The sequence below is a fragment of the Brevibacillus parabrevis genome (assembly GCF_022701015.1).
Lineage (GTDB): Bacteria > Bacillota > Bacilli > Brevibacillales > Brevibacillaceae > Brevibacillus > Brevibacillus parabrevis.
Genome location: NZ_CP064090.1, coordinates 3,472,250 through 3,488,972 on the forward strand (window position 1 = coordinate 3,472,250; position 16,723 = coordinate 3,488,972).

Below are 16,723 nucleotides of genomic sequence, written 5' to 3' on the forward strand. Positions count from 1 at the left end.
ACCTATGTTTCAATATTTTTCTCACGGGGAAAAGCTTCGTCCTCTCGTCCTGGAGGTAGAAGCGATGATCTCCGAAAGACATCGTCAAATTTCCGCGCTGGTGGACACCAATCAATTGAAGGTGCTGCGCTCTTTTCAAAAGCATGAGGTAAACGAATTTCACTTTTCGCCATCGACCGGATACGGATACGACGACTCTGGCCGGGCTACGCTGGAATCGATCTACGCAGACGTTTTTGGCGGAGAGGCGGCGCTGGTTAGACCGCACATCATTTCCGGAACACATGCGATTGCCATCTCGCTGTTTGGGATTTTGCGTCCTGGCGACGATTTGCTCTACATCACGGGCAAGCCGTATGACACGTTGGAAGAGGTCGTAGGTGTGCGCGGCGAAGGCCAAGGTTCGCTGAAAGAATACGGGATCGGGTACAGCTATGTGCCTTTGACACCGGAGGGCGAAATCGATTTTGTCGCGGTGGCGCAGGCGATTACGCCCAAGACAAAAGTGATTGGCATCCAGCGCTCGCGCGGTTATGCGGATCGTCCGTCCTTTACGATCGCCAAAATCCGCGAGATGATCCGCATGGTCAAGGAAATTAATCCGGCGCTGATCGTGTTCGTGGACAACTGCTACGGTGAATTTACGGAAGAGCTGGAGCCGCTGCATGTCGGCGCCGATATTATGGCTGGTTCGCTCATCAAAAACCCGGGCGGCGGTCTGGTCAAGACTGGCGGATACATCGTCGGGCGGGAAGACCTTGTGCGTCTCGCTTCGTTCCGGATGGCAGCACCAGGGATTGGCGCAGAGGGTGGAGCTTCGCTGTACTCGCTGTTGGAAATGTTTCAAGGCTTTTTCCTGGCGCCACACGTCGTGGGAGAAGCGCTGAAAGGCGCGGTGTTCTCCTCGGCGCTGCTGGAACGACTCGGCTTTCAGACCAATCCGCTCTGGCATGAACCACGCACGGACCTCATTCAGTCTGTCGCTTTTGGCAGTGCGGAACGGCTGATTACTTTTTGCCAAGGGATTCAAAAAGCAGCTCCCGTCGATTCGCACGTCACGCCGTACCCGAGCGAAATGCCGGGGTATGCAGACCCGGTTATTATGGCGGCGGGAACGTTCATTCAAGGAGCGAGCATCGAGTTTTCCGCAGACGGTCCGATTCGCCCGCCATACTTGGGCTTTGTGCAAGGCGGTTTGACGTACTCGCATGTCAAAGTAGGGATTTTGACGGCGTTAAACGGCTTGCTGGACAAAGGATTGCTCGAATTGCCTGAGGCGTAAACGCTTTTTACAAAGGAAAGACGGCATTCTCTCGTGAAGGGAGAAGCCGTCTTTTTGCTATTCGACTGTGCGCGGACGGTAATGCGAAAAACAACCATTGAGACAGGCATGTCGTGGGTTCCATACGGGGATAACGTGGATTTTTTCAAAAGAGGTAACTTTCTTGCGTAATATTTTCTAACATCCGTTGACAGTGTTTGTGCTTTTGCATAAAATAAAGCATAAGGAAAACGATAGAGGAGGGACAAGTCATGAGTGATGACCTTCGCCGGAATATGGCCCTCTTTCCAATTGGGATCGTCATGAAGCTGACTGATCTCACTGCGAGACAGATACGCTACTATGAGCAAAATGACCTGATTCAACCGGCTCGCACGGAAGGAAAGCAGCGGCTTTTCTCCTTCAATGATGTAGACCGACTGTTGGAGATCAAGGAACTGATTGAAAAAGGGCTCAACATTGCAGGGATCAAGCAAGTCTTGAAATTGCAAGAGCCTGTCATGGAACCGACGGAAATTTCTACAACGTCCGAAGTGAAGCGCAAGGACATGTCTGACAAGGAACTGCATCAGCTGCTAAGGCAACAAATCATGTATCGCAATGCAGCCCGCCCAGGCGAGGACGCATTGATTCGTGGAGAGCTTTCCCGCTTCTTCCACTGATATAAAGTTGTGAGAGAGACAGGAGGAGAGAAATGTGAGCAAGTACACAAGAGAAGACATTATGCGATTGGCCCAAGAAGAGGACGTGAGATACATCCGTCTGCAGTTTACCGACCTGCTGGGGATTATCAAAAATGTGGAGATTCCTTCTTCCCAACTGCCGAAAGCATTGGACAACAAAATGATGTTTGACGGTTCTTCTATCGAAGGTTTTGTTCGTATTGAGGAATCGGATATGTACCTGGTACCGGATTTGGATACTTGGGTTGTATTCCCGTGGGGTAACGAGCATGGGAAAGTTGCACGTCTGATCTGTGACATCTATATGCCAGATGGCTCTCCATTCGAGGGTGACCCTCGCTACATTTTGAAACGCGCGCTGAAAGAAGCAGAAGAAATGGGCTTCTCCGCGTTTAACGTGGGACCAGAACCTGAGTTCTTCCTGTTCAAGCTCAACGACAAAGGCGAACCTACGCTTGACCTGAACGATCAGGGTGGCTATTTTGACTTTGCTCCACTCGACCTCGGCGAAAACTGCCGTCGCGATATCGTTTTGACGCTGGAAAAAATGGGCTTTGAAATCGAAGCTTCTCACCACGAAGTGGCTCCAGGCCAACACGAGATCGACTTCAAATACGCAAATGCTTTGCAAGCAGCTGACCAAATCTTGACGTTCAAGCTGGTTGTCAAAACGATTGCACAAAAACACGGCTTGCATGCGACATTCATGCCAAAACCGCTGTACGGCGTAGCAGGTTCCGGTATGCACGCGAACCAATCCTTGTTCCGTGGCAATGAAAATGCTTTTTATGACGAGACAGACGAAATGGGCTTGAGCCAAACAGCGAAGCATTACCTCGCAGGTATTTTGCAGCATGCTCGCGGTTTCACAGCGATCACCAACCCGTTGGTGAACTCCTACAAACGTCTGGTGCCTGGCTATGAAGCGCCTTGCTATGTGGCATGGTCCGCGAAGAACCGCTCTCCTTTGATCCGTATCCCTGCCTCCCGCGGCATGGGAACTCGCATCGAGGTGCGCAGCCCAGACCCGGCAACAAACCCATACCTCGCTTTGGCTGTCATGCTGAAAGCAGGCTTGGATGGTATCAAAAACAAAGTGACTGTGCCGCCAGCCATCGATCGCAACATCTACGTGATGACTGAGCAAGATCGCGAAGCAAACGGCATCGAAAACTTGCCAGCAACATTGAAAGAAGCAATCGAGTGCCTGAAAGCCGATCCAGTGATCTGCGAAGCGCTGGGCGAGCATGCACTGATGCACTTCATCGAAGCAAAAGAAATCGAGTGGGACATGTTCCGCACACGCGTTCACGACTGGGAGCGCGAGCAGTACATGGCTGCTTACTAAGAAGTCCAAACCCCTTGTACCTTATGGTGCGAGGGGTTTTTTGTTTTGGTAGGTGCGGGTGTAAAAATCGCCTCACCCACAAGCGTACCCACAAATCACTCATAAATCTTCTGCATATGGTCTTCAAATTTTCTCGTGAAGGGCCGAACCGGGAGTGCTTCAAGGCGATTTACACAGGCTTTACCTCTGCGTCGACCGGACGCCAGTTCCGTTTCAACGAGGAAGACTAGGCAAACTTCAACCAGCAGAGCACGCTATTTCTGTTGAAACCTGATCTTGCCGAGACGCAATGGAAAACGGAAGACGCGGGCATCGTCAGCCTGACGCGGGAACAGTGCATTGAGGTGGTGCTGGAGGCAGGACAGCATAAGCAGGAGCAAATCGCTAGGTACTGGACCTGAAAGCTCAGGTCGAAGCTGCTGAAACAAAAAAACAAGTGAAATCTGTCAACTGGTAGGAGGTCGAGCGCATGGACTTGAAGCGCTTGGACCTTCTTTTTGTATCTGGTCGCTCGCCTTTGGCGGGGGCTATACAGTGGTTTACTGACTCACCATACAGTCACCTTGCTATCGTGCTGGATGACATGCACATTGCGGAGATGGATTGGCGGTTTCCATTGTAGCGGCACCACAATAATTATCCACCGTGGCAATGTGACGTGTACCGATATCGCGGCGAGCTGACAGCGGAGCAGGTTGCCACAATGACCGAATTTATCCAGGCGCACATCGGGACGGTGGACAAGATGTTTGCGGCAGCGGGCATCAGGCTGAGGAGCGGCGATATCGGCAAGGTTTCGCCTGCTGATTTGGCACGGTCAAGCCTGCTGCAAAGAGTCGCGTAGCTTTACATGACAACAAGACCGAGAGCCAGTCCCGAACAGATCGGGGAAATTTTTGTTCCCGGATGAGGAAGGGGATAGGAACATGAATTTTGACGGCATGATCACAGTTATTACAGTTGTGTCTGGACTTACAGGCATTGCGTTGGGGTGGATTGGCCGGGTCAGGACGGGATCAGTAAGGATGGACTGATGCCATGCAACGCGTCCACGTCTATGGATACGGAGGTGCTTTTGACTGATGAAGTTCAGCAATCAAGAGTCCATCACGGAAATTCGCAAAAAGCAGCAGGAAACGCCGGAACAAAAGATTGTCAGGCTGGAGGCGGAGCTGGTCGCCGAAAAAAATGACAAGTTCACAATCATGGAGGCAACTGCTCAACTGTATGAGGAGTTGCTGATGTTGAAAGAGCAGATGCCAGGAGGGACGGCAGAGTGGCAGCAATTTACTACAGTTTGATCAAGGCAGGCAGGCGGGAGATGGAACAAGTTCCCGCGCATCTTCGAGAGGAAGTGCAGGCGATGCTTGATGCTGAAATCAGCGCTAATTAATCTTGGCATCTGGTTCGTATCTTTGGGGGGGAGGTGAGGACATTTTGGTAGCGATCTACGTTGCTCTGATCGTCGCTGGCCGCCGCATATACAACAGTGTGTCGGTTGGCTTGAAACCAGCCGTAAAAGAAGACCCGGAAGCATTGGGGCTAGGCACTGAAGGTAAGCCTTTGGTGTAATGCTCCATTCGTTGAAAGGGGTGTTTTTTATGGGGGCGGCTAATGTGGCTCCCTATATATTTGTCGAAAACAATTTGTGTCAATGCAGACATAATTGGTGTACAATAAAAACGCCCATTGTGAATTTTCTTTCTTATCCGTTGATGGAACGCCGTGTGCGATGAAAGTCGCCTGCACGGTGTAGGCTCGAACGAAAACCCTCGTAAAGAGAAGGGAATAAGTCGAGAATAGCACACCAATATTTAATCTTGGAACAATGTTTGAAGATGGAGCAGCATTTGGTCCACAGGAATTACCATACAATCACAATCTCAGTGCAATCTTCCTGGATCAAGCGAATGGCCCTGGTACGGTTACATTTTCGAACGCGAGAAGCAGTGATCCTGCTGTAGGAAACCCTAGAATCCAGCATGGTGCGATGAATGTATCGTTGATCGTAGATAAGGTTGGGGTAGGGGAAACAACGGTATCATTTGATTACACTGACATCACCGGCGTCACCCGCACGCACTCTTGGGTTTTTAAGTTTAATTAATATCTTTGCTTCCATCAATGGCCCTCGGGAAATCCCGGGGGTATTTTTTATCAACTAGACCATGAGCCAGCCCCGAGCCGACCGGGGCAATTTTTACTGCACCGAGGGGAGAGAGGAAGAAGAGCGAATGGACAACTTTATCAAAACAGGAATTGCTATCGGAGGCGCAGCAGCCTCGTTTCTTTTTGGCGGCTGGTCAGCATTGCTCAGTGTGCTACTCGCATGCGTCATTTTTGATTTTGTCACTGGCCTGATTGCAGCCGGAATGGAAGGAAAGTTAAAAAGCAAGGTCGGTATGATCGGCATTGCGCGGAAGTTGTTCATCTTTTGCATGGTTGCGATGGTGCATCTGATCGACATGTCGCTTGGTGACCAAAATTTCATCCGCGACGATCTTTTTTTACCTGGCAAATGAGCTGCTAAGCATTATCGAGAACGCGGGACGCATTGGCCTGCCCGTTCCCGAATTAATTAAGCGAGTAGTAGAGGTACTAAAAGGGAGAGGGGAAGGGAAATAACATGCAAATCACAGAAATGCTACTCACAAACTCAACAGCCAGACCAGGTACAAAGATTGTCCCGAAAGGACTGGTCATCCACTGGACAGCCAACGAGAAAAAAGGCGCCGATGCGGTAGCAAACCGGAACTACTTCAACAAGCCGACGACAGAAGCCAGCGCTCACTACATCGTGGATGACTGGCAGATCGTCCGGTGCTTGCCGGAAATTGAAATGGGCTACCATGTCGGGGCGAAATCGTACAAGTCAGGCTATCGCCACTCGGGAAACCGGGCGTTTTTTATTTGCAAGTTTCCCAGTTGTTCGAATGAGAACAAACGTTCTTTTTGGGGGCGAACTTATCGGCAGGAGAAGGCTTTGGCCGACAGATGAAGCTGGCGGAAGCGACGAATGATGCCATGGAGCTGTATGAGGCAGCCTGCCGGTTGTTTGCAGTATCGGGATCAACCTGGAACAACTCGTTTCCGATCATGCCGTGCAGCTGAATTTGTTCACAGACAACCACAAACGCCGTTCGCTCGCCCGGACGATCGATGAGATTCGTACGCGGTTTGGTACGGACGCGATTTTGCGGGCAGCCTCTGTCACGGAGGCTGGTCAGGCGAAAGAACGCGCGCAAGATCGGGGGGCACTATGAGTGAAAGAGACGCGTGTCTCTAGAAAAGATAACGTGTTTGCAGCCAGTCGATTTGTACTGGCCGGATCAAGCTGGTAAACGATGAGGACTGGCAGTGGATATCGATAGATGCTACCATGTCTGTCCGTTCATAGCCTTACCCTGCCGGACATAGTAAACTAGAGTAAAGTGAACAAGGTGGGGCTATTTAATGAAAAAAGTGCTGGTTTATATTATGGGTGTTAACGAGGCATCCGAAGCCTGGGAGCTTAGCAATGACACGATCAGAGAACTATGCAAGAGCGGTAAAATCGTCGCTGCACCAATTGACGACACATGGGCTATACTTCGTGAGCAATCAGAAGCAACCTTGCAACTGATCGAGGACATTCGGAAGAAAGAGAGTCTGTATCATGTTGCTGCAGATTCACCTGATGAGCCAATCATCAATTTATTAAAGGATATCGTACTACCTTTAGATCAGCCTATCGAAACGATCTTTGAGTATGACACTGGTCGCCTTTCTACACGAGCTATAAATGCACTGAGAAGAGTTGGCATCAGAACAGTACGCCATTTGGTTGAATCCACCTTTAATCGACTTTGGCCTATTCGAAATTTGGGCAATCGTGCTCTGATGCATACTTTTCACGCATTGAAGCAAGCAGCTACAATCCCGTCACCTTGACTTGGTGACGGGGAAACCCCTTGTGCCTCATGGTGCGAGGGGTTTTTTGTGCTCCACTCTTTGCTCATTTTGTCTACATCCTTTGCCTTAACGAGATATAATGGAATCATAAAACGTAAAGTTCACTTTAAGTCAAGGATGGCCGTTATGTCAGGGCTTAGCATTGGTCAATTGGCTGCAAAAGCAGAATTGAGCGCATCGACACTTCGTTATTATGAATCTGTTGGATTGCTGCCAGCGCCTGAGCGAAAAAACGGTCAGCGCCGCTATGATGAATGTTTGCAGAAGATAAACAATACGGGGGCGTGTTAGAAAGGGGCAGTGCGAGAAGTGATTTCCAGAGAGCAATTAGAAAAGCATCAAATATGGCTATATGCTGCTGTATTAATGATTGCTGCCGGATTTGGCTTGTTGTGGCCGGAATCGAGCAAAAGTTTCGATCAGATGATTTCGATTGTACTCGCCATTTTAATGTATGGCATGTTTGCGCAAATTCCTTTTTTTCGTTTAAAAGCGGCGTTAACAAATCGAAAGTTCATCTATGCACTACTTATTACGAATTACATAGCCGTACCTGTTCTGGTGTGGGGGTTAATCCGGTTTCTTTCAGCCGATCCAGCGATCCTGTTAGGTGTGCTTCTTGTTTTGCTCACGCCCTGCATTGACTACGTGATCGTTTTTACACATCTTGGGCGCGGGAACGAAAAGCTTGTTCTGGTTTCAACTCCGATCCTTTTTGTCACCCAAATGCTCTTATTGCCTGTTTACCTATGGCTGTTTATGGGCAAGACAGCGGCTGAAATCGTGAGTGTCGGGCCTTTTTTCGAAGCATTTTTAGGACTTATCGTTGCTCCGCTGCTACTTGCTCTGCTTACACAATGGTGGGCACGGCGGCAGCCAAAGGGAGAACGTTTCCTTGATGCGACTGCATGGCTTCCAGTACCTTTTATGGCTCTGACTCTTTTTGTTGTCGTTGCATCACAAATCGCTAAACTATATACCTCTTTTGAGTCTATTGTCCAAGTGGTTCCCGTCTATGCAGCATATATGGTCATTACGCCGATTGTTGCTCGTATCGTTTCTCGTCTGTTCCGTTTAGATATCGGAGCGGGGCGAGCTCTTATTTTTAGCGCAGCAACTCGTAACTCGCTTGTCGTTCTTCCCTTTGCACTGGCGCTACCAGAACCACTAAACGGGGTGGTGTCTGCTGTCATCGTAACGCAAACGGTTGTAGAACTTATCGGGGAGCTAGTATACATTCGGCTTGTTCCAAAGGTGCTTTTGCGAGGGACGGATTGAAAACCGAAAGCATGTTCCGCACAGGCATCCGCGACTGGAAGCACGGGTGAGGTAACAGGTTGGCACCTCAAAAAAGCTTTATTGCGAAATTCGTTTCCCAAATGCTAAAAATATCCTAAAATATTGATAATTGATCAAGAACCCTTTTACACAACTAAATCAGACCATGCAGAAACTCACAAGCGAACAAGCGAAAAGAGGGAAACAAATGACAACAACCATGGATTCAAAAGAGTTCGTCAATCGCCGTCAAAAACTCGCGGAAAAAATGCCTGAGCATAGCGTACTGGTCCTATTCTCTGGGGTTGCCAAGACGCGCAGCCAAGACGATAAATATCCGTTTTCACCGAACCGCAACTTCTACTATCTCACCGGCATCGGGCGCAGCAACCTCATTCTCATGATCACGAAACGCGCGGGCAGCGTGAGCGAAACGTTATTTCTCCAGCGCCCAAATGAACTGGAAGCGAAATGGACAGGCGCCGTCTTGGCGGATCAAGAGGCAAAAGAGTTGTCTGGTATCGAACACTTCGACTATCTCGATGAGTGGCTGGAGGCTTTTGCGACTTTTGTGCGGCGTTGCGAAGGTCAGTGCTCGCTCTATCTTGACTTGTATCGTTACCAGTGGAGCGATGAGCAGACCCTTGCAGAGGCGTTTGCTGAAGACGCGCAAAAGAAATACAAGACTTTGCAAATTCAGGATGCAGGCCCGTGGCTGAAAGAACTGCGCATGGTAAAGAGTCCGGCAGAGATCGAAGAAATCAAGCGCGCGATTGCGATCACAGATGAAGCCATCCGGCGTATGTGGGCGCATGCACGTCCTGGAATCATGGAATATGAGCTGGAGGCGCACTATGATTTTGCGTTGAAGTCGAACGGGGTGCGCGAGCTGCCGTATTTGCCGATTATTGCGAGCGGCATCAATGCTACTGTTTTGCACTATGAGGCGAATAATCAGCGAGCGGAAGATGGTGACCTGGTCCTGCTCGACCTTGGTGCGGCATCGAACTACTATGCGGCTGATATTTCGCGTACATTTCCCGTGAATGGCCGCTTTACAGAACGTCAAAAAGCGATTTATCAACTCGTGCTCGAAGCCGAAATCAAGACCATCGAAGCCGTGAAACCGGGTGTCACGCTTCAACAACTAAACGAGGTCACGAAACAAGTATTGGCGGATGGCCTGTTGCGTCTCGGTCTTATCCAAGACAGCAGCGAACTGTCCAAATACTACTACCATGCCGTGTCGCATCACCTTGGGCTGGATACGCACGATGTTTCGGACTACAGTGCTGTCATGCAGCCTGGTATGGTGATCACGATTGAACCTGGCCTGTACATAGAGGAAGAAGCGATTGGCATTCGGATTGAAGATGATGTGCTAGTCACCGCAGATGGCTATGAGGTGCTCTCAGCGCAGATCCCGAAGGAAATCGCAGAAGTGGAATTGCTGATCGGGAAAAAGGAATAGCGAACGCTTGCCAGCCAGATCATAGCATCGTAAGCAAGGCATCATGCAAGCATTTGTCTAATACGCGAAACGGGAGGGCGTCAGATTCGCACCAGCACAAAAGGTGTGATCTGGCGCTTTTTATTTTGCCGCTGCCAAGCGCGTGGTTCGCATGGAAGCGGCGATGAGCCAGGATGCATGAGGCGATAGGAACGTAACCGGATAGCAACTGACGCTCTTCTTTGGCAAAATGCCAAACGGACCGAACCTTTTTGGGCAAACGAGACAATATAGGGTGTAAGCTGCTTACTCAGGAGGGCCCTCTGAATGCAAAGGGAATACATGTACGAATTGCTCGCGAAAATGAAAGAAGGGAATCGACAGGCGTTTCATTCGTTTTATGACGCAACTTATCAGGATGTGTACCGGACAGTCTCCTTTCTCGTGGATCATCCGCAAGATCGGGAAGATGTCATGAACGAGATTTACATGCAAATGTGGACCTCGCTCGCGAACTACGATACGAACCGGCCTTTCCACTTTTGGCTGCATGGCTTGGTCGTCCGCCAAGTACAGCGATTTCGGGTCAAGCGTTGGCGGAGATTCCGAATTTTTGAGCGCGTCCGCGTTTTCTTTCGGGACGAAAATCACTGGGACCAACCGACTGTGCTGATGGATGGAACGAATCAAATGATAGAGCAGGCCATCCAAAAGCTGACGGACAAACAGCGAACGGTGATTATCCTCCGCTTTTTTCACGACTATACGCTGGAGGAAATCGCGGTCTTGCTGCAAATTCCGCCGGGTACAGTCAAGTCCAGATACCATGCGGGTCTTGAGGCGCTGCGAAAATACGTACGGAATCTCCCCCCGGAAAGGATGGAACAGCTCAATGCTTATGGAACGCAAAATTCGTGAACATCTCCAGCAAAAAGCAGAAACGATGGAGTGCCCGCCGGCCATTTCCAGACGAATCGAACAATCCTATTCTCACTATTTGCAACAAAAAAGGAGCGGAATAACTATGAAAAAACGATTGATAAGCGGTATCGCAGCCGCAGCGATTTTGATTCCAACGGCAGCATTTGCAGCCCCAGCCTTGATTGAAATTTTGACCCGAACACCGATGACTGCCGAACAAGTCCAAGTAGATGAAGTCGGCAAAGCAACACTTGAAAAGCTGTACCGTGCTTTTCCAGAGACAAAATCGTTTGCGATTATCGACGCCAGCAACGTTCAAGGTGTCCAAACAAGCATCACTTTGCAGGACAAAAGCGGGAGCGGCAAAAAGTTTACTCTTCATACAAACAGCCGTACGGGTACGATTGAACACATCATCCAGGAAAATGACGGGGGATCTGAGGAAAAGCCGCTGATTGCTTCCACCGAGCAGGAAATCAAGGCGAAAGTAGACGATCTGCTGAATAAAATGTACGGCAGCATCAGCGAGTACGAGTTTGCTATGGAGCAAATGGAGAACGCGGAGCAAAAAACGCTTATGCTCAATTACAGCAAAAAGGGAGCGAAAACCCCGTTCTACCAAGTATTTGTTCAGGGCAATACGATCAGCGCGTCGCTAATTGGAGGGGAAACGACACCTTCCGCCGCGAAAGTAGAAGGCTTTTTCACGATGAATGGCCAGCCTGATTATACTGCCGATGCTTTTTTCAATGATGAAAAGCTGTTGTCTTTGCTAAAAATGAGCGCAGCCGACTTAAAACAGGAACTGGCAAAAGGAAAATCGGTCGTGGAGATCGCAGCCGCTAAAAATATCTCCAAGCAACAAGTAATAGATGTCATTGCAACAACGCAGGTTGAGGTGCAAATGCAAGGGGAGAACAGCGGAGCAGGCAGCCATTCCAAAGAACAGATGCTGAAAGCGATTGAGCCAAAAGTATTGCAACTGATTGAGCGCAAAAATGAAACATCGAGCAAAAAATAGCAAGCTCGGCACATAAGGTTGAGAGATATCGCGGGAGAAGCGAAATGACATTTTGCCAGAACCAGCAGCAATAACAGGATCAAAACCAGAAAAAACGCTTAACGAAGCTGCGCTACCAGACATTCGTTCACGGCATTACCAGTAGCGTACGAAAACTTGAACTCAAAAAGGTGACCCGGAAGAGGCAGCGCTTGCAAAAAGTGCTCCTCCTGCGGGTCACTTGCGTTTTCATCAACAATTCGAATGACCGATGGTGTTACGGGGCAAAGGAGGGCGTTTGCAAAAATGGCACCCCAGTGATTTGTGCTATAACCAAGCCCGTTTTAACAACTCCACGCCAAGCTTGACTTCATCGCATGACAAGTTGCTGAACCCAAGTCTAATGATAGGCTCTGCGGTCTTGTTTTTCAAAAAATAGAGGGAAGTAGGATAGACTTTCACTCCCAGAAGGGAAGCTTGCTGAATGAGCCATTCCTCTGAACGCTCCAAGTGCACTTTGACCAAGACGTACAAGCCAGACTGCTCGCCAATGACAGTGATGTTGTGCTGGAAATGATTCCGTAATTCAGAAACGAAGTGCTGCATTTTGCGCTTATAAACAAGCCGCATTCGTTTAATGTGGCGATTCCATTCGCCTTCTTCCATAAATTTTGCCATAGCGAACTGGCTCAGCAGCGACGTCGTGCTCTCGAAATGTGCGAAGTGCTTTTTATAGCTGTCTAGCAGTGGCTGCGGCAACACCATGTAACTTAAACGTATGCCTGGCAGAAAGCACTTGGAAAAATTGCCAAGGTAAACAACTCTCGCGGAATCGATGGAAGCGAGAGCGGGGAATGGCTGTTGGGTATAGCGAAATTCACTATCGTAATCATCTTCAATAATGTACCCTTGCCGCTTGTTTGCCCAATGGATCAGCGCATGCCTTTGTTGAATGGTCATGCTTACTCCGTATGGACTGTGGTGGGACGGAGCCACATAAATTAATTTTGATTTCGTATGTGCCAATTGGGAAAAATCAGCGCCTGTCTCATAAACGGGTAACGTTTCCAGCGTAAAACGATTTAATTGAAAAGCTTCCCGAGCGCCATCATAGCCAGGGTCTTCCACAATGATGCTTGAGAAATCACGTTTCAGGACAAGACTTAAATACAGCAGCATTTGTTGGGTACTGCTTCCGATGATAACGGCATTCGGATCTGTGCGTACCCCGCGAGACTGGAGCAAGTAAGCTGCGATTTGTTCGCGCAAACACCGTTCGCCAAAAGGTTCTCCGTAGCGATAGGTGTCTTTTGCCGTTAAGATTTGATTCGAAATTCTTCTCCACGCTTTTACAGGGAAGTGCGTCTGATCGACGACATCTGCGCGGAAATCAATGCGAGCAGATGGTATCGGCTCTGCTTGCCTGTGATGAGGCGTGCTGTGAGTTGCTTGAAATAAAAGGGGCTCTAGCTCATTGACAAAATACCCTTTTCGACCTTCGCTACGTACATACCCTTCGGCAACAAGCTGTTCATAAGCCAGCAAGGTCGTATTGCGGCTGACATGCAAAGAATCGGCAAGCTGGCGGATGGAGGGCAAAGGCTCACCCGCCTTTATGTCGCCTTGCTCAATAAATGCTTTAAATTTTTCGTAGATTTGTTTGTATTTAGGAGAGTGATCCTGGAAGGTAAAAATGGTATTTTTCATCTATATCCCTTCTGACATGTACATTTACTCCGTATTGTATCTTTTTTTATGTCAGTTTGTATTTTATTGTTTGCTCATCGGGCAGTTATTTTGCATACAGAAAGGATGAGCATGGTGTACACTCCGAAGCAATATCGCATGAATCATGATGAGGCGGTTCAAATGATGAAGACTTCCCCGTTTGCCTTGCTGATTACGGTGGAGCAACAGCGCCCGTTGGCTACGCACATTCCGGTGGAGATTCGCGAAGAGGAAGGGAAAATTTATGCCACGGGGCACATCGCATACGGCAATACGCAGAAAAAAACGTTGAAAAACAATCGTGATGTCTTGCTGATTTTCCAAGGACCACACACCGACATTCAAGGGGCAGCCAAAATGAGTCAAAATCGCAACAACACCGATTACAAATCGATTGTGGGAGAGCTTGAAAAGTCAAATGATCAAGAGGAAAATCTCGTTGCTGAATGGCTGCGTGAGCAACGGAAAGAGTTATTTAAATAATTGGCCTGAAAGTGCTTTACGCAAGCCCAAGCAGATCGTGTACAAACATACAGCAAGGAGTTGCAAGTCATGGAATTTTCAACGGTTTGGCTGTTTGTAATTGCTGCCGCTACCTTGTTAATCATACCTGGACCTGCTGTGTTCTACATTATGGCAAGAAGTATAGATCAAGGCAAAAAAGCGGGCTTGGTATCGGTTCTCGGTGTATCTTTTGGTGGTTCTGTCCATGTGATCGCGGGAGCAATCGGAGTTTCTGCGATCCTGATGACGTCAGCAACAGCCTTTCATATCGTGAAATACGTGGGAGTTGCCTATCTGGTCTATCTCGGGTGCAAGACTTTGTTTTCCAAAGCGGATCGAACAGACGCAGAGATACCAAAAGCCCCTCGCAAACAGTTAGGGAAGATTTTTTGCGAATCCGCCATCGTGGAAGTCATGAATCCGAAGACAGCGCTCTTTTTTCTAGCCTTCTTTCCGCAGTTCATCTCACCTTCTGCTGGCTCCGTTACCGTACAGTTTTTGCTTTTGGGAGCGATATTTTTGATCCTGGCTTTGATTAGCGATGGGCTGTATGCGGTTCTCGCAGCAAGTATTCGCAAGCGGATTGTGGGCAGAACAGCGAGTTCCAGGTTAGTGAAGCGGATAACCGGCTATTTTTATATGGTTCTAGGGATCATTTCCGCCTTTGCCAGTCCTGCCAAAACATAAGAGCATGATCGTGTTGTGACGCAACAAATGACGTTTCTGCCAAAAATGAAAGGGAGAGATCAAGGATGCCTAGATTTATCGCGGAAGATGACTTTTGGTCGCTATTTCCCCAGGCCAAAATAGGCGTCGTTATTTGTCAGGGGATTGATAACTCTATCAAAAACGTTGAAGTTTACGAGAAGCTGCTACAGGAAGCAGGGAAAGAAGCGCAGCAATTCCTCAAGTTGGAGGAATTGAGCAGTAATCCGGTCATTTTGGTTTGGCGCGAGGCGCAGCGGACGATGCTAACCGAAAAGACGAAAAATGCTTTCCTCTGTATGGAATTAGTCGATGAAACGAGAAGCGATGAGTTTCATAGAGCGCTAAAAGAATTGTCTGATCTCGTCTCCCGCCATCTTGGCGGTACGGTGAAGCTGGAAGTATTGGACATCCATAACAGGGAAATGGCCATTTGAAACTAAGTGTTAAAGACGTGGAATCAGGATGTTTTTCAACCGAGATAGACAAACATGCGGCTGCGTCCCGCATAAAAGAAAAGCTTGTCAGAACTCTCAATCGACCTCGCTTCGGCGGGGTTTTTGCGTTAGGCAATGCCAAAAAACAACGCGAAGCATATTTGCGCCAGGCTAAACGTTGCAATGGCGAGTGCATGATGGTATATTAATTGAGGTATCAATTATTGATGGGTCAAGTAATTGTCAGCCACTAACTGCATGCTGCTGAATTTGCTCATCCACACGCATGATCCGTATCGATTTACCAGCCCCCGGGAGGCATTTTCATGACATACAAGGAGTTTGAAGAAGAACAAATTCTCAGCTTGCTCATTGGTTTAACCAATAAAATCAGCCCGAAATTCGAGCGCTGTACCGGAATCAGTTCGACTCGTCTCGCGATCTTGCAAATGTTGTGCGAGCGAAGCGAAATCAATCAGTCCCAGCTGCAAAAGCACATCGACATCGACGGTGCGGCCATTACACGGCACTTGAAGCAACTGGAAGCGGATGGCATGGTGATTCGCTACAAAAATCCAAATGATAACCGCGAAACGTTCGTGCGCTTGTCCGACGAAGGGATCGAGCGGATTGAAGGGTACAAAAGCGAGAAACGGATTTTTATCCAGCAGATTTTGGCGGGATTCAGCGAGGAAGAGACGCGGGTTCTGGCTGATTTTCTCAAACGGATGCAAAACAACATTTGATCGATCAGAAAAGGAGTCTGTTACTATGGTGCGCACATTGCAAAAGACAAACGATTTTCGGGAAATTACATTTGGCCGTCGCTCTGTCAAACTGTATGACCCGGAAGTCAAAATCAGCAGGGAAGAGATGACCGAGATTTTAGCCGGAGCGACGCGTGCCCCATCTTCGGTCAATATGCAGCCATGGCGTTTCGTCGTGATCGAAAGCAAGGAAGGGAAAGAAAAGCTGGCCGAGCTGGCTCGTTTCAACAAGACGCAAGTGCTCACTTCGTCTGCGGTCATTGCCGTATTCGTTGACATGAACAATGCCGCATACATGGATGAGATTTTCGGAAAAGCGGTCGAGCTTGGTTACATGCCGCAAGAAGTGAAAGATATGCAGCTGCAAGCGGTGAAACCGTACTACGCGAATCTGTCGGTTGCTGATCTGCGGGACGTCAATTTTATTGATGCGGGACTCGTATCGATGCAACTGATGCTCGTTGCCCGTGCTTTTGGCTATGACACCAATCCGATTGGCGGCTATGAAAAAGAGCAAATCGCCGAGGCATTTGATCTGGACAAGGAACGCTATTTGCCGATCATGTTAATCAGCATCGGCAAAGCGGCGAAGGAAGGGCACCCGTCTTATCGATTGCCGGTGGAGACAGTGACCACCTGGAAATAATCCAACTACGTTTTCGAAAGGGA

At 48.7% G+C, this 16,723-nt stretch carries 23 protein-coding genes and 1 pseudogene; 23 read left to right on the forward strand and 1 reads right to left on the reverse strand.

Annotated features, from left to right (window positions below; all coding sequences use genetic code 11):
* Positions 1 to 4 precede the first annotated feature (4 nt).
* The 18 genes and pseudogenes from IRJ17_RS16695 (at position 5) to IRJ17_RS16765 (ending at position 11,934) form a co-directional block, all read left to right on the forward strand.
* On the forward strand, positions 5 to 1,282 hold the full coding sequence (locus IRJ17_RS16695) for a methionine gamma-lyase family protein (protein ID WP_122965287.1): 1,278 nt from the start codon (positions 5 to 7) through the stop codon (positions 1,280 to 1,282).
* Positions 1,283 to 1,533: 251 nt separating this feature from the next.
* On the forward strand, positions 1,534 to 1,944 hold the full coding sequence (locus IRJ17_RS16700; RefSeq protein WP_063230129.1) for a MerR family transcriptional regulator: 411 nt from the start codon (positions 1,534 to 1,536) through the stop codon (positions 1,942 to 1,944).
* Between the two features lie 34 nt (positions 1,945 to 1,978).
* Positions 1,979 to 3,313 carry a type I glutamate--ammonia ligase gene (glnA, locus tag IRJ17_RS16705; RefSeq protein WP_122965289.1) on the forward strand — a complete coding sequence of 445 codons (1,335 nt, stop codon included), beginning with the start codon at positions 1,979 to 1,981 and terminating at the stop codon, positions 3,311 to 3,313.
* A gap of 263 nt (positions 3,314 to 3,576) precedes the next feature.
* A complete protein-coding gene (locus IRJ17_RS16710) occupies positions 3,577 to 3,714 on the forward strand; it encodes a DUF4376 domain-containing protein (RefSeq protein ID WP_242771141.1) in 138 nt (45 codons plus the stop codon).
* A 257-nt stretch (positions 3,715 to 3,971) separates the two neighbouring features.
* Positions 3,972 to 4,157, forward strand: a complete 186-nt coding sequence (locus IRJ17_RS16715) for a hypothetical protein (protein ID WP_242771143.1) — start codon at positions 3,972 to 3,974, stop codon at positions 4,155 to 4,157.
* 238 nt (positions 4,158 to 4,395) lie between these two features.
* Positions 4,396 to 4,614 carry a hypothetical protein gene (locus IRJ17_RS16720; protein ID WP_242771146.1) on the forward strand — a complete coding sequence of 73 codons (219 nt, stop codon included), beginning with the start codon at positions 4,396 to 4,398 and terminating at the stop codon, positions 4,612 to 4,614.
* Positions 4,590 to 4,706 (forward strand): CD1375 family protein, encoded by a 117-nt coding sequence (locus tag IRJ17_RS28180; RefSeq protein WP_255679063.1) that lies wholly within the window; start codon positions 4,590 to 4,592, stop codon positions 4,704 to 4,706. The genes IRJ17_RS16720 and IRJ17_RS28180 overlap by 25 nt, the downstream gene beginning before the upstream one ends.
* A gap of 44 nt (positions 4,707 to 4,750) precedes the next feature.
* A complete protein-coding gene (locus IRJ17_RS28185; RefSeq protein WP_254223122.1) occupies positions 4,751 to 4,885 on the forward strand; it encodes a CD1375 family protein in 135 nt (44 codons plus the stop codon).
* Between the two features lie 662 nt (positions 4,886 to 5,547).
* Positions 5,548 to 5,938 (forward strand): annotated as a pseudogene (locus IRJ17_RS16725) (phage holin family protein).
* A gap of 1 nt (position 5,939) precedes the next feature.
* Positions 5,940 to 6,311, forward strand: coding sequence for an N-acetylmuramoyl-L-alanine amidase (locus IRJ17_RS16730; RefSeq protein ID WP_423751918.1), 372 nt, complete (start codon positions 5,940 to 5,942; stop codon positions 6,309 to 6,311).
* On the forward strand, positions 6,308 to 6,424 hold the full coding sequence (locus IRJ17_RS28310) for a hypothetical protein (protein ID WP_370641078.1): 117 nt from the start codon (positions 6,308 to 6,310) through the stop codon (positions 6,422 to 6,424). Before IRJ17_RS16730 ends, IRJ17_RS28310 begins: the two co-directional genes overlap by 4 nt.
* Complete coding sequence (locus tag IRJ17_RS28315) at positions 6,415 to 6,576, forward strand: hypothetical protein (RefSeq protein ID WP_373926282.1); 162 nt, start codon at positions 6,415 to 6,417, stop codon at positions 6,574 to 6,576. Before IRJ17_RS28310 ends, IRJ17_RS28315 begins: the two co-directional genes overlap by 10 nt.
* 190 nt (positions 6,577 to 6,766) lie before the next feature.
* Positions 6,767 to 7,243 (forward strand): DNA-directed RNA polymerase subunit alpha C-terminal domain-containing protein, encoded by a 477-nt coding sequence (locus tag IRJ17_RS16740; protein ID WP_173596530.1) that lies wholly within the window; start codon positions 6,767 to 6,769, stop codon positions 7,241 to 7,243.
* 147 nt (positions 7,244 to 7,390) lie between these two features.
* A complete protein-coding gene (locus IRJ17_RS16745; RefSeq protein WP_229049696.1) occupies positions 7,391 to 7,555 on the forward strand; it encodes a MerR family DNA-binding transcriptional regulator in 165 nt (54 codons plus the stop codon).
* Positions 7,556 to 7,573: 18 nt separating this feature from the next.
* The gene (locus IRJ17_RS16750; protein WP_242771148.1) at positions 7,574 to 8,542 is read left to right on the forward strand and encodes an arsenic resistance protein; all 969 of its coding nucleotides are present in this window, start codon (positions 7,574 to 7,576) and stop codon (positions 8,540 to 8,542) included.
* A gap of 220 nt (positions 8,543 to 8,762) precedes the next feature.
* Positions 8,763 to 10,013, forward strand: coding sequence for an aminopeptidase P family protein (locus IRJ17_RS16755; protein ID WP_420840586.1), 1,251 nt, complete (start codon positions 8,763 to 8,765; stop codon positions 10,011 to 10,013).
* A 306-nt stretch (positions 10,014 to 10,319) separates the two neighbouring features.
* Positions 10,320 to 10,910 (forward strand): sigma-70 family RNA polymerase sigma factor, encoded by a 591-nt coding sequence (locus tag IRJ17_RS16760; RefSeq protein ID WP_242771154.1) that lies wholly within the window; start codon positions 10,320 to 10,322, stop codon positions 10,908 to 10,910.
* Positions 10,885 to 11,934 (forward strand): hypothetical protein, encoded by a 1,050-nt coding sequence (locus IRJ17_RS16765; protein ID WP_242771156.1) that lies wholly within the window; start codon positions 10,885 to 10,887, stop codon positions 11,932 to 11,934. The genes IRJ17_RS16760 and IRJ17_RS16765 overlap by 26 nt, the downstream gene beginning before the upstream one ends.
* A gap of 306 nt (positions 11,935 to 12,240) precedes the next feature.
* On the opposite strand, the gene pdxR is transcribed toward IRJ17_RS16765, so the two are convergent.
* On the reverse strand, positions 12,241 to 13,620 hold the full coding sequence (pdxR, locus tag IRJ17_RS16770) for a MocR-like pyridoxine biosynthesis transcription factor PdxR (protein WP_173596534.1): 1,380 nt from the start codon (positions 13,618 to 13,620) through the stop codon (positions 12,241 to 12,243).
* 162 nt (positions 13,621 to 13,782) lie between these two features.
* Here pdxR and IRJ17_RS16775 point away from each other — a divergent pair, with 162 nt between their 5' ends.
* The 5 genes from IRJ17_RS16775 to IRJ17_RS16795 all read left to right on the forward strand — a co-directional run bounded on the left by IRJ17_RS16775 (position 13,783) and on the right by IRJ17_RS16795 (position 16,700).
* Entirely contained in the window at positions 13,783 to 14,124 is a 342-nt protein-coding gene (locus IRJ17_RS16775) for an FMN-binding negative transcriptional regulator (RefSeq protein WP_229049695.1), read from the forward strand.
* A 69-nt stretch (positions 14,125 to 14,193) separates the two neighbouring features.
* Positions 14,194 to 14,832 carry a LysE family translocator gene (locus IRJ17_RS16780; RefSeq protein WP_173596535.1) on the forward strand — a complete coding sequence of 213 codons (639 nt, stop codon included), beginning with the start codon at positions 14,194 to 14,196 and terminating at the stop codon, positions 14,830 to 14,832.
* 65 nt (positions 14,833 to 14,897) lie between these two features.
* Positions 14,898 to 15,287 (forward strand): hypothetical protein, encoded by a 390-nt coding sequence (locus tag IRJ17_RS16785; RefSeq protein WP_173596536.1) that lies wholly within the window; start codon positions 14,898 to 14,900, stop codon positions 15,285 to 15,287.
* A gap of 326 nt (positions 15,288 to 15,613) precedes the next feature.
* Entirely contained in the window at positions 15,614 to 16,033 is a 420-nt protein-coding gene (locus IRJ17_RS16790) for a MarR family winged helix-turn-helix transcriptional regulator (protein ID WP_122965352.1), read from the forward strand.
* A 25-nt stretch (positions 16,034 to 16,058) separates the two neighbouring features.
* Complete coding sequence (locus IRJ17_RS16795; protein WP_122965353.1) at positions 16,059 to 16,700, forward strand: nitroreductase family protein; 642 nt, start codon at positions 16,059 to 16,061, stop codon at positions 16,698 to 16,700.
* Positions 16,701 to 16,723: the final 23 nt, after the last annotated feature.

Excerpts from the sequence above, each read along its gene's own strand:
- IRJ17_RS16695 (WP_122965287.1), top strand. The coding sequence starts at position 5 with ATGTTTCAATATTTTTCTCACGGGGAAAAGCTTCGTCCTCTCGTCCTG.
- IRJ17_RS16700 (WP_063230129.1), top strand. The coding sequence starts at position 1,534 with ATGAGTGATGACCTTCGCCGGAATATGGCCCTCTTTCCAATTGGGATC.
- IRJ17_RS16720 (WP_242771146.1), top strand. The coding sequence starts at position 4,396 with ATGAAGTTCAGCAATCAAGAGTCCATCACGGAAATTCGCAAAAAGCAG.
- IRJ17_RS16730 (WP_423751918.1), top strand. The coding sequence starts at position 5,940 with ATGCAAATCACAGAAATGCTACTCACAAACTCAACAGCCAGACCAGGT.
- IRJ17_RS28310 (WP_370641078.1), top strand. The coding sequence starts at position 6,308 with ATGAAGCTGGCGGAAGCGACGAATGATGCCATGGAGCTGTATGAGGCA.
- IRJ17_RS16740 (WP_173596530.1), top strand. The coding sequence starts at position 6,767 with ATGAAAAAAGTGCTGGTTTATATTATGGGTGTTAACGAGGCATCCGAA.
- IRJ17_RS16745 (WP_229049696.1), top strand. The coding sequence starts at position 7,391 with ATGTCAGGGCTTAGCATTGGTCAATTGGCTGCAAAAGCAGAATTGAGC.
- IRJ17_RS16755 (WP_420840586.1), top strand. The coding sequence starts at position 8,763 with ATGGATTCAAAAGAGTTCGTCAATCGCCGTCAAAAACTCGCGGAAAAA.
- IRJ17_RS16760 (WP_242771154.1), top strand. The coding sequence starts at position 10,320 with ATGCAAAGGGAATACATGTACGAATTGCTCGCGAAAATGAAAGAAGGG.
- IRJ17_RS16765 (WP_242771156.1), top strand. The coding sequence starts at position 10,885 with ATGCTTATGGAACGCAAAATTCGTGAACATCTCCAGCAAAAAGCAGAA.
- pdxR (WP_173596534.1), bottom strand. The coding sequence starts at position 13,620 with ATGAAAAATACCATTTTTACCTTCCAGGATCACTCTCCTAAATACAAA.
- IRJ17_RS16775 (WP_229049695.1), top strand. The coding sequence starts at position 13,783 with ATGATGAAGACTTCCCCGTTTGCCTTGCTGATTACGGTGGAGCAACAG.
- IRJ17_RS16780 (WP_173596535.1), top strand. The coding sequence starts at position 14,194 with ATGGAATTTTCAACGGTTTGGCTGTTTGTAATTGCTGCCGCTACCTTG.
- IRJ17_RS16785 (WP_173596536.1), top strand. The coding sequence starts at position 14,898 with ATGCCTAGATTTATCGCGGAAGATGACTTTTGGTCGCTATTTCCCCAG.
- IRJ17_RS16790 (WP_122965352.1), top strand. The coding sequence starts at position 15,614 with ATGACATACAAGGAGTTTGAAGAAGAACAAATTCTCAGCTTGCTCATT.
- IRJ17_RS16795 (WP_122965353.1), top strand. The coding sequence starts at position 16,059 with ATGGTGCGCACATTGCAAAAGACAAACGATTTTCGGGAAATTACATTT.